This window comes from Saccharibacillus sacchari, from assembly GCF_037722395.1.
Classification (GTDB): Bacteria; Bacillota; Bacilli; order Paenibacillales; family Paenibacillaceae; genus Saccharibacillus; species Saccharibacillus sacchari_A.
Genome location: NZ_JBBKAR010000026.1, coordinates 1 through 13,635, shown reverse-complemented (window position 1 = coordinate 13,635; position 13,635 = coordinate 1). Strand labels below are relative to the sequence as shown.

Annotated in this window: 9 protein-coding genes and 16 tRNA genes; 2 read left to right on the top strand and 23 right to left on the bottom strand. The window is 54.1% G+C overall.

The features are described from left to right. Positions 1-361 precede the first annotated feature (361 nt). The gene (gene mprF, locus WKI47_RS07360; protein WP_340226512.1) at positions 362-3,187 is read left to right on the top strand and encodes a bifunctional lysylphosphatidylglycerol flippase/synthetase MprF; all 2,826 of its coding nucleotides are present in this window, start codon (positions 362-364) and stop codon (positions 3,185-3,187) included. A 175-nt stretch (positions 3,188-3,362) separates the two neighbouring features. Here the strand turns inward: mprF and WKI47_RS07355 are convergent, their stop codons facing one another. From WKI47_RS07355 to WKI47_RS07340, 4 genes are all read right to left on the bottom strand, one after another. Beyond that, positions 3,363-4,385, bottom strand: coding sequence for a Gfo/Idh/MocA family oxidoreductase (locus WKI47_RS07355; RefSeq protein ID WP_340226511.1), 1,023 nt, complete (start codon positions 4,383-4,385; stop codon positions 3,363-3,365). 50 nt (positions 4,386-4,435) lie between these two features. Further along, the gene (locus WKI47_RS07350) at positions 4,436-5,551 is read right to left on the bottom strand and encodes a Gfo/Idh/MocA family oxidoreductase (protein WP_340226510.1); all 1,116 of its coding nucleotides are present in this window, start codon (positions 5,549-5,551) and stop codon (positions 4,436-4,438) included. Positions 5,552-5,634: 83 nt separating this feature from the next. Further along, the gene (locus WKI47_RS07345) at positions 5,635-6,414 is read right to left on the bottom strand and encodes a sugar phosphate isomerase/epimerase (RefSeq protein WP_340226509.1); all 780 of its coding nucleotides are present in this window, start codon (positions 6,412-6,414) and stop codon (positions 5,635-5,637) included. A gap of 57 nt (positions 6,415-6,471) precedes the next feature. Continuing rightward, entirely contained in the window at positions 6,472-7,659 is a 1,188-nt protein-coding gene (locus WKI47_RS07340; protein ID WP_340226508.1) for a Gfo/Idh/MocA family oxidoreductase, read from the bottom strand. Between the two features lie 183 nt (positions 7,660-7,842). Between WKI47_RS07340 and WKI47_RS07335 the strand changes: the two genes are divergently transcribed. Further along, complete coding sequence (locus tag WKI47_RS07335) at positions 7,843-8,745, top strand: AraC family transcriptional regulator (RefSeq protein ID WP_340226507.1); 903 nt, start codon at positions 7,843-7,845, stop codon at positions 8,743-8,745. Positions 8,746-8,901: 156 nt separating this feature from the next. Here the strand turns inward: WKI47_RS07335 and WKI47_RS07330 are convergent, their stop codons facing one another. The 19 genes from WKI47_RS07330 to WKI47_RS07240 form a co-directional block, all read right to left on the bottom strand. Continuing rightward, positions 8,902-9,765 (bottom strand): SDR family oxidoreductase, encoded by an 864-nt coding sequence (locus WKI47_RS07330; RefSeq protein ID WP_340226506.1) that lies wholly within the window; start codon positions 9,763-9,765, stop codon positions 8,902-8,904. Positions 9,766-9,834: 69 nt separating this feature from the next. Further along, positions 9,835-10,899, bottom strand: a complete 1,065-nt coding sequence (locus WKI47_RS07325) for a mannonate dehydratase (RefSeq protein ID WP_340226505.1) — start codon at positions 10,897-10,899, stop codon at positions 9,835-9,837. A gap of 367 nt (positions 10,900-11,266) precedes the next feature. Beyond that, positions 11,267-11,920: a GntR family transcriptional regulator gene (locus WKI47_RS07320; RefSeq protein WP_340226504.1), complete on the bottom strand. Its 654-nt coding sequence runs from the start codon at positions 11,918-11,920 to the stop codon at positions 11,267-11,269. 111 nt (positions 11,921-12,031) lie between these two features. After that, positions 12,032-12,112, bottom strand: a tRNA-Leu gene (locus tag WKI47_RS07315). Positions 12,113-12,128: 16 nt separating this feature from the next. Beyond that, positions 12,129-12,205 (bottom strand) — tRNA-Arg (locus WKI47_RS07310). A 30-nt stretch (positions 12,206-12,235) separates the two neighbouring features. Next, positions 12,236-12,309: transfer RNA gene (locus tag WKI47_RS07305), tRNA-Cys, on the bottom strand. A 10-nt stretch (positions 12,310-12,319) separates the two neighbouring features. Further along, positions 12,320-12,394: transfer RNA gene (locus tag WKI47_RS07300), tRNA-Gly, on the bottom strand. 19 nt (positions 12,395-12,413) lie between these two features. Next, a tRNA-Gln gene (locus WKI47_RS07295) sits at positions 12,414-12,488 on the bottom strand. Between the two features lie 10 nt (positions 12,489-12,498). Continuing rightward, a tRNA-His gene (locus tag WKI47_RS07290) sits at positions 12,499-12,571 on the bottom strand. 41 nt (positions 12,572-12,612) lie between these two features. Beyond that, positions 12,613-12,686 (bottom strand) — tRNA-Trp (locus WKI47_RS07285). Positions 12,687-12,691: 5 nt separating this feature from the next. Then, positions 12,692-12,776 (bottom strand) — tRNA-Tyr (locus WKI47_RS07280). Between the two features lie 12 nt (positions 12,777-12,788). Next, a tRNA-Thr gene (locus WKI47_RS07275) sits at positions 12,789-12,864 on the bottom strand. A 36-nt stretch (positions 12,865-12,900) separates the two neighbouring features. Beyond that, positions 12,901-12,976, bottom strand: a tRNA-Phe gene (locus WKI47_RS07270). Between the two features lie 51 nt (positions 12,977-13,027). Beyond that, positions 13,028-13,103: transfer RNA gene (locus WKI47_RS07265), tRNA-Asp, on the bottom strand. A gap of 19 nt (positions 13,104-13,122) precedes the next feature. Further along, a tRNA-Met gene (locus tag WKI47_RS07260) sits at positions 13,123-13,196 on the bottom strand. A gap of 18 nt (positions 13,197-13,214) precedes the next feature. Then, positions 13,215-13,290, bottom strand: a tRNA-Val gene (locus tag WKI47_RS07255). An 84-nt stretch (positions 13,291-13,374) separates the two neighbouring features. After that, a tRNA-Glu gene (locus WKI47_RS07250) sits at positions 13,375-13,446 on the bottom strand. Between the two features lie 17 nt (positions 13,447-13,463). After that, positions 13,464-13,554, bottom strand: a tRNA-Ser gene (locus WKI47_RS07245). Between the two features lie 3 nt (positions 13,555-13,557). Then, a tRNA-Asn gene (locus WKI47_RS07240) sits at positions 13,558-13,633 on the bottom strand. Positions 13,634-13,635: the final 2 nt, after the last annotated feature.

The window sequence follows — 13,635 nt, the reverse complement described above, 5'->3', positions numbered from 1 at the left end:
TTTCGCAACACGGCCTGCAGGCGGTTTTTGAACCTAGACCTGAGGCGGGGGACGATCTGGACTCCGGTACTTGGACCGCGCTCGATAGGAGGGTTGTGTGCGAATCGGATCCGGTCATGGTACAGGAGCGTATAGAAAGTCGGAATCGGGTAAAAGGCAGGGGATACCTTTGTGCGAAGCGTCGTTGTATAGTCGGCGTACAGTCGATATATTAAGGAATAGCTCCATCGTGCACGGGATTTAAAAAGGTTACAAAGCTGTTCGGTTCGGAAATAGGCCGTTTCATGTTACTATTTATTGAACGTATGCCGATGGAAATAACTGTATGACTTTAATCCCTTCTAAAATTGTAGGTGAATTCATGAATCGCACGAAAGCTGTATTGGAACGACTGCAAATCCTGCGATTGTTCGCATTCCTTTATCGGATGAAGATCGTTCGGCTACTGATTCCAGTCGCTGTGATCGCTTTTGTCTATTTTCAAAGTGAAGGCGAACTTCGCAAACTCAATTTCTCCCGGATCCTGTTCGATATTCGATCCATGCCATCCTGGGACATTGTACAAATCTTGGCGCTCTCGCTTGTGGCTGTCTCTGTCATGAGCACTTACGATTTCCTGATTTGCCGGCATTTTCGGCTAAGCGTAACCAAGTGGGCAGCATTCCGCTACGGTTGGATCTCCAATACCTTCAATAACTTCCTGGGCTTTGCCGGCTTTACCGGTGCGGGCGTTCGTGCCTTGCTATACCGCAACAGCGGCGTTACGCTAGGGCAGATCACGCCGGCTATCGTATTTTTATCTCCGACGATGGTGACGGGACTGTCTGTGCTGGCATGGGCGGGGATTGTCGGCATACTGCCGATCGGTTCTATGGTGACCGAGCATCGTTGGTTGATCTACGCCGTATGGGGCATGGCGCTCTATCTGCCCATCTTCCTGGTGATGCAACGCTCCAAGCTGTTCGCTAAGTATTTCCACAAAGAAGGCCAGGGCACGCGGCTACCGTGGAGTATCATCGGCAGCTCGGTCATGGCTTCCGTGTTGGAATGGTTCTTCGCGGGTCTAACCTTCTGGTTGATTTGCTCTAAATTCCTGCATGGTATGCCGCTTGGCCAAGCGCTTGCCATCTATAGCGTAGCCGCTATTGCCGGTATCGTAAGCTTTGCGCCGGGCGGAATCGGAGCCTTCGACATCACGGCTTTGCTCGGATTGCAATTAGCCGGAGTCAAGCCGGAGACCGCGTTGGCGACCATCGTGCTGTTCCGCGTGTTTTACTTCATTATTCCGTGGCTAATCGCGCTGGTCATGACCGCTTTCGAACTTCTTCCGGGTCGCCGTAAAGCGATTCGAAAAGAAACGGCAGCCGGCGAGTCCGGATCGGATGGCGTGCCAGATGCTCATGGAAAAGCCGATCCTGAAGAACTCGGTCGGCACAATGCAGGCGTAGCCGCTTACTGGCAGCGCTTCTGGAATTGGCCTGGGCAGTTTGGGTTTCTGAGCGATATGGGGATCTGGGCACTCGGTAAACTGGTACTCGTCTGCGGTCTGATTCTGCTATTATCCGCAGCGACGCCCGGACTGCTGGATCGCGTACACTTCATGGCTCGATTCCTGTCGACGCCGATCATGAAGCTGTCGCAGCAAATCTCGGTCGTGATCGGCTTTATGCTGATTATCCTGTCGAGCGGGATTTCGCTTCGTTTGCGCCGCGCGCATCGGCTGACGTCGCTTCTGCTCGTCGCTGGTGCGATCTTTACCTTCTTCAAGGCATTCGACTACGAAGAAGCGTTGGTACTGTTGACGGTAGCGCTGTTGCTGTGGATCTCCCGCGCCCGTTTCTACCGTTCCGGCGCTACCTTATCCCGTAAACGAATTTGGATCTGGTTCGGATTTACTTTGGTCCTAGCCGGGCTCTACTATCTGATCGGAACGTCCTCCCGTCCGCGCTTCCTGCATAATCTTCCGCCCGGCTTCCGTCCGGAATGGATCATGCAGCCGAGCGAATACGGCGCAATGGCGATCAGCGGGATCATCGGCGCATGGATTCTGTTCTCGATCCTGGTGCTCCTTCGTCCAAAACGCCAGGACACCGATCTTCCGTGCGGAGATGAGTTGAAGCGTCTGGATGACTTTTTACAAAAAGAAGAAGGCAACCTGCTTACCCATATGCTGTACCTTGGCGATAAACAGTTCTACTGGGCCCAGGATGGAAAAGTGTTGATTCCGTATTCCCGTTCGCGCGACAAACTTGTTGTTCTCGGCGATCCGCTCGGACCGAAAAAGCTGGTCGGCGACGCCATTGAGGAATTCCAGGCCTTCTCGGATCGGTATGCACTGGCCGTCGTGTTCTATCAAGCTTCGCCGGATTACTTGTCCATCTACCACGAAAAAGGCTACCGTTTCTTCAAACTCGGCGAGGAAGCCTTGATCAACCTGGAAACCTTCACGTTCTCGGGCAAAAAGATGACGGCTTTCCGTACCGCAAAAAACCGCTTCGAGCGGGACGGCTACGTTTTCTCCGTCGAGTCTTCTTCTTATGATTCCGCATTGATCGAAGAATTACGCGGAATTTCAGAGATTTGGCTAGGCGACCGCAAAGAAAAAGGGTATTCGCTCGGCTGGTTTGACGAAGCCTATATCCAACGTTCGCCGCTTGCGCTGCTTCGCGATCCCGAAGGGCGAATCGTCGCTTTTGCAACGCTGGCTCCGGCTTATGACGGAGGGCGCACCATTTCCGTCGATCTGATGCGTCATTTGCCGGATACGCCGAACGGAACGATGGACCTGCTCTTCGCACGCCTGATCGAGTGGGCTCAGGAACAAGGCTACAAGACGTTCAATCTTGGCATGGCCCCACTCTCCAGCGTAGGCAAAAGCCGTAGCTCGCTACGGGAAGAAAAGCTGGCCAATCTGGTCTTCCGTTACGGGGGTCACTTTTATGGATTTGAAGGACTGCGCCGTTACAAGGAAAAGTTTTTCCCGGAATGGCAGTCCCGCTACCTGGCTTATCCGGCCTCCGTCTCGCTTCCGGTTCTGCTCGTCGATCTCGTCGTACTGGTGTCCCGCAAGCCAAAAAGTCGCGACCACAATCTGGGTACGTTGGAGATCGGAGAGTCGTTGCCTGTAGGCGGAAGCCAATCCGAAAACAAGTCAGCTCCTTCAGCCAACCGCGAAGGCACCGACTGACAGCTTTCAGGCTCTGAATAACACGGTATCAAAAAACGACTTCAATCCCTTATGGGTCTGAAGTCGTTTTTTCATATAGCCTTTCTTGTTGCCTTCAACCCGCCTCTTTTACAAAAAAAGCTTGCGATCGGCTGAGATTTCGCACCTCGACTCAAGCCACTCCCCGCTTTTCGGGTTATCCTGTCGGCACGACACTTGCTTTGCTGCGCGATGCCTCGTAAATGCCGTGAACAAGACTTAGCGCGCGGCTGCCTTCTTCCGCATCGATCCAGAAAGGTCGGCCTTCTCGCACATGCCGGTAAAAGTCGCGGATCAACAACCCATTGCTGACGCCCCAATACGATTTCGCTCCTGTCGCAGTCTGCGAAGGCCGGCATAGCTCAGTCTCTTCGCCGCCTTGCAGCAAGAACACGCAATCCCGGCGCTGGAGCAGCGTGGCGCGTTCGAATATCAATTCCAGTTCGACCGGACTGTTGGTCAGATACGCGTTGGTCCCGTAGAACAACGCGCGCACGCCGCCGGAAAAGTCGATACAGGCGTGCGCCGTGTCTTCGACCTCGATCACGTCGCCCAACACATCCGTCGTCACGCTGCCCGCGATGCGCTCGACCTCGCCGCCGGCGAACCATTGAAGCAGATCCAGCGTATGAATCGTCTGGTTGATCAGCAGTCCTCCGCCTTCCGTTTCCCAACGGCCGCGCCAAGCGTTGTCCGTGTAATAAGCCGGCGGCCTGGACCAGGTGACCATCCCTTTCAGGCAAAGCAGCCGACCCCATCGACCGGATCGAATCTGCTCATGGATGAGCCTGGAACTTTCGTTATACCGGTTTTGGAACACGACGCCGAGTTGAGCGCTGCTTTTGGCCGCGGCGGCCCGAACCGATTTCGCTGCTTCCGGCGTATGCGCCACGGGTTTCTCGGTCAGCACATGCTTGCCTGCCGCGAGCAATTCTTCGATCATCGGCGCATGCAGGTGATGCGGCGTGCAAACGTGGACGACCTGAATATCCGGGCGCCGCAGAATCGCCCGATAATCGGTTCCTGCTTCGCAGCCGTAAACTTCCGCTTCCTGACGAGCTTTCGCCGCGTCGCGATCCACGACGAGACGCAATTCCGCGTCTTCCATCTCGTGTAAGACCCGCGCATGTTGAGCGAAGATCGTGCCGCAGCCTATGACGGCCGCTCCTATTTTGTCCATAATCCGCACCTTCCGTCCTGATCTTGAGCTTCGCCCCGGAGGGTTGAAGCTTAAAGCCCCCGCCCTTCCGCCGCAGGCTTGCGCAGCGTGTCCGGCGTCGCGTTCAGCGCCTGTTCTTGCGCTTCCAGGCATAGCCGTGCCGCCATGAAGGCATGCGCCTGCGTCATCGCATGTTCCGTGCGATGCAGGCAATCCAGGATCAGTTGCCCGAAGAACGGGCAGCCGACCTTGCCGGATACCTGCTCGTAATGCTCGCCTTCCCGGTCGACCCAGAACACATGGTCGCCGGAATCGGATCTTGCCACATCCGTATACTTGCGCAGTTCGATATACCCTTCCGTGCCCAGGATCACGGTCCGGCCGTCGCCCCAGGTGCCGAGTCCGGCGGGCGTCAGCCAATCGACGCGGAAGTACTGCGTCGCTCCGTTGTCCCCGACGAGCGTCGCGTCGCCGAAATCTTCCAGTTCGGGGTATTCCGGGCTGTTGTAATTGCCCACTTTGCTGTGCAGCACCTTTGCGCTTTCGCAGCCTGCATAATGCAGGAACTGCTCGATCTGGTGGCTGCCGATATCGCACAGAATGCCGCCGTAATCGTCGCGGCGGAAAAACCAGTCCGGCCTCCCCGCCGCATTCAGCCGATGCGGCCCCGTGCCCATAACCTGCACGACGCGGCCGATCGCGCCCTGGCGGATCAACTGATCCGCGTATACCGCGCTCTCGACATGCAGCCGCTCGCTGTAATAGACCATGTACTTGCGGCCCGTGCGCGCCGCGCACGCTTCCGCTTCGTCGAGCTGCGCCAGCGTCGTGAACGGCGCTTTATCCGTAAAGTAGTCTTTGCCGCTTTCCATCACTTTCATGCCGAGCGGTCCGCGCTTGGCCGGAATCGCCGCCGAAGCGACCAGCCGGACTTCCGGGTCGGCCAGTATTTCTTCCAGTGAGCCCGCGACCTTCGCGCCGGGAAACATCGAAACGAACGTCTCTACTTTCGCTTCGTCGGGATCGTATACCCATTTGACCGTTCCGCCCGCTTCCGTCAATCCGTTGCACATCCCGTGAATATGCCCGTGATCCAACGCCGCCGCCGCGAATATGAACTCGCCCGATCCCACGACCGGCTTCGCTTCGTGCTTCGGCGCATAATTCATTCCGTCGCTTCGTCCCATTCCGCTATCCATCCTTCCGTTTGCCGTTTCGCAATTCCGCGTGCTCCGATCTTTGCTTCCGTCCGGACTTGCCTTGCAAAGCTCTACAGCGTCTTCTCCCGTTGCAGCAGCCCATGCAGATAGTCGAGGCTCATCTTGGCACTCTCGAACGGATCACGGCGGCACACGTCCTGCTCCACCACGTACCATTCCACATCCGTCGCCCGGCAGGCTTCGATAATCGCCGGAATATTCATATTGCCATGACCCACTTCCGCGAAAACGGCTTGGCCGTCCACGATCTCCATGTCTTTCAGGTGCACGACCTGCATCCGGCCTTTGACCTTGTGCGCCCATTGCGCCGGATCGCCGCCGCCCGCCTGCACCCAATACATGTCCAGTTCGAAACCAAATGCCTTCGGATCGCTTTCTTCCAGCAGAATATCCATTGCCGTACGCCCGTCGTATTTTTCGAATTCCAATTGGTGGTTATGGTAAACGAATTGCAGATCCTGCTGCTTCAGCTTGCGTCCGATCTCCGAAGCTTCCTGCGCGAATGTCCGATACCCATCGGCACTGCCTCGAAAACGATCCGGCGCCATGCCCAGTCCCACATACTTGCAGTCCCACAGTTTATGCTGCTCGATTACCGCGTCCAGGTCGCCCGTCAGCCGATCGTACGGAATATGCGTCGCGCAGATTTGCAGATCGTTTTGAATCGCCAATTCTTTGACCTTGCGCGGCTGGATCGGCCCGATCCCCGATACCTGCACCGCGTCATACCCCATCTTTTTCAACTTGGAAAACGTATCCGCCAACCCTTGCTCACTCTGCGCCTGCTCCCGAAACGTATACATCTGCGCCGCGATCGTCGATCTTTTCATCTACTCTCCGCCTTTCCGTTTGAGTTTTACGTATCGTTCAACTATTCGCCTGCTCCGTCAATGCGTTCCCGATACGTTAAGCGTCGCTTCCGCACCCGTCTTTTTCACGAACGTCGACTGCTCGATCCGCTCATTCAGCTTTTCCAAATACGCTTCTTCGTCGATCGGAAGCTCTACCCAACCGTCTGTCCAGCTCGACAAATGCATCGCGTTCGATAACGTCAATCCGTGAATGCCTTCTTCGCCCGGCGCGATCAGCGGCTCCCGATGCAAAATGGCGTTCGTAAAGTTACGCAAAATGCCTTCGTGCTGCCCGCCGCTGCCGCCTTCGACCGGAATCTCGCATTTCCAGCATTCCGGCTGTCCGAATCCTCCCTTATACGTCGCGTTGAATTCCGGTTCCGGCGTGCGCAATCTCCAAAACGTCAATTTATCGTCTTCGACCACGATTTTCCCGTTGTCGCCCGAAATCTCGAACCGGTTCGTTCCCGGAGCCTCGCCGACCGTCGTCACGAACAGCCCCGTCGCTCCGTTCTCGTACTCCACGTAAGCGGTCACGTCGTCTTCCACCTCGATGTTGCGCGTTTTCCCGAAGCTGCAAAAAGCACGCACCCGCTTCGGCATCATGCCCGTCGTCCACTGCCACAAATCAAGCTGATGCGGGTCTTGGTTCAGCAGTACGCCTCCGCCTTCGCCTTCCCAGGTCGCGCGCCAGCCGCCGGAGTCGTAATAGCTCTGCGAGCGGTACCAGTTGGTAATGATCCAATTGGTGCGCCGGATCTCGCCCAGCTCGCCGGATTGGATCAAATCGCGCAGTTTGCGGTATAGCGGATTCGTGCGTTGATTGTACATGATCCCGAAAACCAGGCCCGATTCCGCCGCTTTGGCTGCGGCTTCGTTCATCTGCCGCACGGCTTTCGTATACACGCCCGCCGGCTTTTCGATCAGCACATGCAGTCCGTATTGAAACGCTTCCATAGCCAAAGTCGGATGGTCGTAATGCGGCGTCGCGATCAGCACGGCGTCGACTTCTCCCGAACGCATCAACTCTTTGGGATCGGCGTAACGCTTTACCTGCTTCGGCAGCGCCGCCGACGCCCAATCCAGACGCTCCCGACGCACATCGCTAACCGCCGTCAGTGTCGCGCCCGCGATGTTACCGATCAGGCTTTTCGCGTGCGAACTCCCCATATTGCCGATACCGATGATACCGAAACGTACTTTTTTCCCTGTATTCGTCTCCATTGTATCCCTCCGTCGCTTGCGGGCTTCGATCATGCGCCCGGGCTTCATACATGTAGAGAATACCTCACCTCAAGGTCAAAAGACATGAATAGGATTAAGAACTTTTTGTTTAAAACTAAGGTGTTTTCGTCAAGTGGGTGTATACTGCGAATAGAGAAGATTTATGAAAAGCGAGGATTGAATATGCCAAAAAAACGTGCGAACGTTCACCGTCCCGACCTGCCTCATATCCAGTCTTCCCCTGCGCACGGTACCGAACCCTTTTTCCAACTCGATACCGCGGACCGTCTAATGGAAAACCTGACCGTTCACGTTTCCCATGCTTTTTACCGCGCCGGGTATTACGGTTGGAACGCGCCCGAGGAAAAGCCGTCGTTCAACCGCCTGTATTACGTGACGGAAGGCGAAGGCGCGGTGACGCTGGACGGTGTTCGTTACGAACCTCGTGCCGGTCAACTGTTTATTATGCCGGCCGGGGCTGTGCAAACGCGTTTTACGCCGCCCGAGCATCCGTATTCCCGCTATTTCTGCCATTTCGACGCCCGAATCGGCGACTGGCCGCTGTTCCAAGCCGGTTCGGCTTTTCAGGTCGCGGATGTCACGGAACCCCGAAAGATCGAAGAGTTGTTTCTTGAGATGATCGAACAATCCGAGCGTCCCGGTCCTTTTGCCGCACTGCGCATCAAAGCCTGCCTGCTTCAACTTCTGGCCTACTGCCTGGAAAAAGGCGAACATACCGGTTTTATGGACCGATTCATGCAGGGTAGCGAACGGGAAAAGCTGGCCCGCGTGCTGCAATACGTTGATGATCGCCTGGCCGAAACACTGGAGATCGAAACGCTCGCCGAACTGGTACACCTGCACCCCAACTATTTCATTTCTTATTTTAAAAAACAGATGGGCATGACTCCGATGAACTATGTCCAGCAAAAACGTATCCAATTGGCCCGCAGACTGCTGACGTCGACCGATACCGGGATTTCTTCGATCGCGGAACGCGTCGGCATGGACGCCGCCCACTTTTCCCGCACTTTCAAAAAAGCGACCGGCGTTTCTCCCAGCTCTTACCGCAACAGCACGAGATAACTCAAAACAGGCAGCGATCCGGCGCCTTTTTCGACCCTCCTTGATATGTTCGTCTCCATGCCAAAAACCCGCAAACCCCAGATTAAAGCAAGACAAGCTACCAGGTCGCGGGTTCTTTTTATAATCGTATACGGTCTTGACGCTCTACATCTCGATCTACACGCCGGAATACGCGGAAAAAGCTCCGTCCACCGGGATAATGACGCCGTTCACGAATCCCGATGCTTCCTCGCTTACCAAATACAGCAGCGTACCGACAAGCTCACTGGCTTCGCCAAAGCGTCCCATAGGCGTGCTATTCAGAATTTTCGTCGAGCGCTCTGTCAACGTACCGTCCTCGTTTTTGAGCAGCTTTTCGTTTTGCGCCGTTAGGAAAAAGCCGGGAGCGATCGCGTTGACCCGTATACCTGCTTTTGAAAAATATACCGATAACCACTGGGTGAAGTTGCTGACCGCCGCTTTGGCTCCGCTATAAGCCGGAATCTTGGTCAGCGGCGTGTACGCGTTCATCGAAGAAATATTGACGATGGTCGAGCCCACGCGTCCAACCATATCGGCGGCGAACTCCTGACAAGGCAGCAGCGTACCGAGAAAATTGACGTCCAGCACGAATTTTAACCCTTCCGTGTCCAGATCGAAAAAGTTTCTCAGAGCGTCGGCGCTTTGATCCCCAGACTCCGCAGGCATCCAGTATTCCTCGGTCGTCGTCGCCTGAGGATGGTTGCCTCCGGCTCCGTTAATCAGAATGTCGCAAGGGCCCAGTTCGCTCAGTATACGCTCGTGTGCCTGTTTCAGCGCCGCTTTGTCCAGCACGTCTGCGGCTACTCCGATTGCCCGTCCGCCGCGCGCAACGACTTCCGCTGCTTTAGCCTCCGCTTCATTCTGGTTCCGGCTCAATACGGCTACGGAAGCCCCGCACTCGGCCAACGCGTCTACGAAGCCGGAACAAAGTACCCCGGTCCCTCCGGTAACGACAGCTACTTTTCCGTTCAAATCGATATTAAAAGGCAGCTTGGCCACAAATACCCCTCCTTTGCCCGTGTTGACGATTAGATCGTTTCGCTCGAACGAAAGTTTACTGAAAACCCATTAGCTCGATTGTGCGGATGCTTTGGCTTTTTTCGTCGCTTCCGCAAGTCCGTTGATATAGACCGCACCCAGTGCCCGGTCATACAATCCATACCCCGCACGACCGGTCTCGCCCCAGATCATACGCCCGTGATCGGAACGGAAAGGACCGTCGAAGCCATAATCGGTATAAGCTTTGATGATCTCGTAAAAGTCCAATGAGCCCCACTCCGACAAATGCCCAGATTCGCGGAACGACTTTTCCCCGGTAATCTTCACGTTACGCAGATGGGCAAAATGCACCCGATCCCGTACGCCGCCGAAGTAACGCACCATCTCGACGAAATCGTTGTTCGGATCGCAGCCAAGCGAACCCGAGCACAACGTCAATCCGTGATAGGGCGAGTCGTTCAGGTTCAGGAAACGTTCCAGATTTTCTTTATTCGTAATAATACGCGGTAGACCGAAGATCGGCCATGGCGGATCATCCGGATGAATCCCCATCTTAATCTCGTTCTCGGCCGCAACCGGAATGACGCGTTCGATAAAGTAGGCCAGATTGTCCCACAACTGCTCTTCGCCGACCTGCTCATACTGCTCCAGAATATGACCCAACCCGCCTTCGCCGTAAGAAGTGTCCCAGCCGGGCAAAGCCAATTCGCCGAGCTTCGGGTCCATGCGGCGGATAATCTCTTCTTCGTAGATCAGCGTGGTCGAACCGTCCGGAAGTTCGAACTCCAGATCGGACCGCGTCCAGTCGAATACCGGCATAAAGTTATAGCAGACCACCGGAATCCCGGCTTGTCCCAGATTACGCAGCGTTTGCGCATAATTCTCGATATATCGATCGCGCGTCGGTAGTCCCAATTTGATATCTTCATGCACGGGAACGCTTTCAATTACGGACAGCTTGAGCCCTACGCTTTCTACTCGCTTCTTCAAAGCCTGGATCTTGTCCAACGGCCATACTTCCCCGACAGGCACATCGTAAATAGCGCTAACGATTCCTTTCATGCCCGGAATCTGCGCGATATATTCCAGCTTGACCGGATCATCCTCGCCATACCAACGAAATGTCATTTCCATTTGGCTTCGCTCCTTTATTTGAATGTTCATACTGGCATACTAGCATGCCAGTATGGAGCGTGCAAGATCTGTGTACTCCATAGGTCTTTTGCGGATCGAATAATCAACTCGTTTTGGGTTTCGATGGCCTGCTCCTTCAAAATGAACGGTGTACGCTTCTGCGAAAGCAGGGTTCGAAAGTCGGTTGGCGGCGAGATCGCGGATTACCGGATCATAACGGATCTCGCTGAAAAAAGGAGAGTCTATATTGACCAGGGCATCGATATTCTGACGTTGGCGGCTTAACCCGACACTTGCCGCACCTCCCATCGAATGTCCGAACGTCCCTACTTCTTTTTCTTGCTCAGAGCTAATACACTGGTTAAACTTATAGCTTTTTCCAGCGCTCCATAGGCTCGATAATATGACGATGTAGCGCTAGTTCCACTTCTGCTACTCTTCGCTCGGCGATCAGCTCAATGAGGTTTACATGCTGCTCGATAGCTTCAGTAAAATCGTGTTCCATCTCAAACTTCAATCTCATTCGGTTGTAATGCGTACTCAAACGAGTAACGGAGTCCCAAACGTGCTTTTTGCCGCAACTTCGGAATAATAAGCCATGAAATTCATTATCCAGTTCGTGAAACTGCGAAGCTACGTTTTGACGCTGCTGGAGGTTTTCCTGCTTCTCCACATTATAACGAAGCGCCAGTAAATCTTCTGCCGAGAAAAGGTTACAGGCGAGCAGCAGCACCTCTTTCTCCAAAGAAAAACGCATAAATACGGCCTCTTCGATCAGTTGAGGATCGATCTTGGAGATATACGTGCCGACCTGGGGAATCACGTCGACCAAATATTCTTCTTTTAGCCTGGACATGACTTCACGTACCGGAGTACGGGAGAGCTGCAATGCTTCAGCCAGATCTATTTCGCTGATTGCTTTTCCCGGTTCCAATGTTAAATTCATGATATTTTGCCGAATTACTCGGTAAGCATAATCTTTCCCGTTCTCGCCCGGCAGCCTGTTCGCACCGCTTAACATTCCGAATCCACCTTCCTGTCCTATCTTTCATCTCATTTGCCTATTTTTGCACAAATAAAAACGGCTTTGCAAGATCACTGTTAAAGTAATCTTACAAAGCCGTTTTCTCCATACCGGTGAAAGGACTCGAACCTTCACGGGTCTCCCCACTCGATTTTGAGTCGAGCGCGTCTGCCATTCCGCCACACCGGCACATCCAAAGTAAATATGGCGCGCCCTAAGAGATTCGAACTCCTGGCCTTTTGATTCGTAGTCAAACGCTCTATCCAGCTGAGCTAAGGGCGCAAGGTATTTCGTTGAACCAAGAAAATAAACTGGAGGCGCCACCCAGATTCGAACTGGGGGTAGAGCTTTTGCAGAGCTGTGCCTTACCACTTGGCTATGGCGCCGAAATGAAAATGGAGCGGACGACGGGAATCGAACCCGCGACCCTCGCCTTGGCAAGGCGATGCTCTACCGCTGAGCCACGTCCGCTTAAAAACTTGAAGTTATATGGCTGGGGGTATAGGATTTGAACCTATGCGTGACGGAGTCAAAGTCCGTTGCCTTACCGCTTGGCTAACCCCCAAAAAATAAAGGGCGATCGACGGGAATTGAACCCGCGAATGTCGGAGTCACAGTCCGATGCGTTAACCCCTTCGCCACGACCGCCATGTTACAAAATGAATCTTTGGGTTAAATATGAATTTCTATGGCAGGGGCAGCAGGAATTGAACCCACACTAACGGTTTTGGAGACCGCTGTTCTACCTTTAAACTATGCCCCTATAACTGGTGGAGGCTGATGGATTCGAACCACCGAACTCAGAGAGAACAGATTTACAGTCTGCTGCGTTTGGCCACTTCGCTAAGCCTCCACAGTCAAAAAATGGTGCCGGCGAGAGGACTTGAACCCCCAACCTACTGATTACAAGTCAGTTGCTCTACCAATTGAGCTACACCGGCTTATTAATTGATTGTGAAAAGATATGAAGTTTTTGATGGTGGCTCGGGACGGAATCGAACCGCCGACACAAGGATTTTCAGTCCTTTGCTCTACCGACTGAGCTACCGAGCCTAGCAGTTTTTCCTCAGAGCCCCAATCAAGAGCACTTGCAGAAGAATAAAATGGCGGAACCGACGGGATTTGAACCCGCGATCTCCTGCGTGACAGGCAGGCATGTTAACCCCTACACCACGGTTCCAAGCCATAAGATGAAACAATTGCGGGGGCAGGATTTGAACCTGCGACCTTCGGGTTATGAGCCCGACGAGCTACCGAGCTGCTCCACCCCGCGTCAGAGTGTAAAACAATATGGTGGAGGCTGAGGGGATCGAACCCCCGACCCTCTGCTTGTAAGGCAGATGCTCTCCCAGCTGAGCTAAGCCTCCATTTCACATACGCTTACCATTATACCAGGTTAGCAGCCTTATGTCAAATGTTTTTTCATGATTTTTTCTTCTTTAGAAGAAGAATGACCCGTAGGGGATTCGAACCCCTGTTACCTCCGTGAAAGGGAGGTGTCTTAACCCCTTGACCAACGGGCCATGCTACAAAACTTTTATGGCGGAGAGAGAGGGATTCGAACCCTCGAGACGCTTTAGACGCCTACACGATTTCCAATCGTGCTCCTTCGGCCACTCGGACACCTCTCCATATGGCTCCCCGAACAGGACTCGAACCTGTGACAACTCGATTAACAGTCGAGTGCTCTACCAACTGAGCTATCAGGGAAT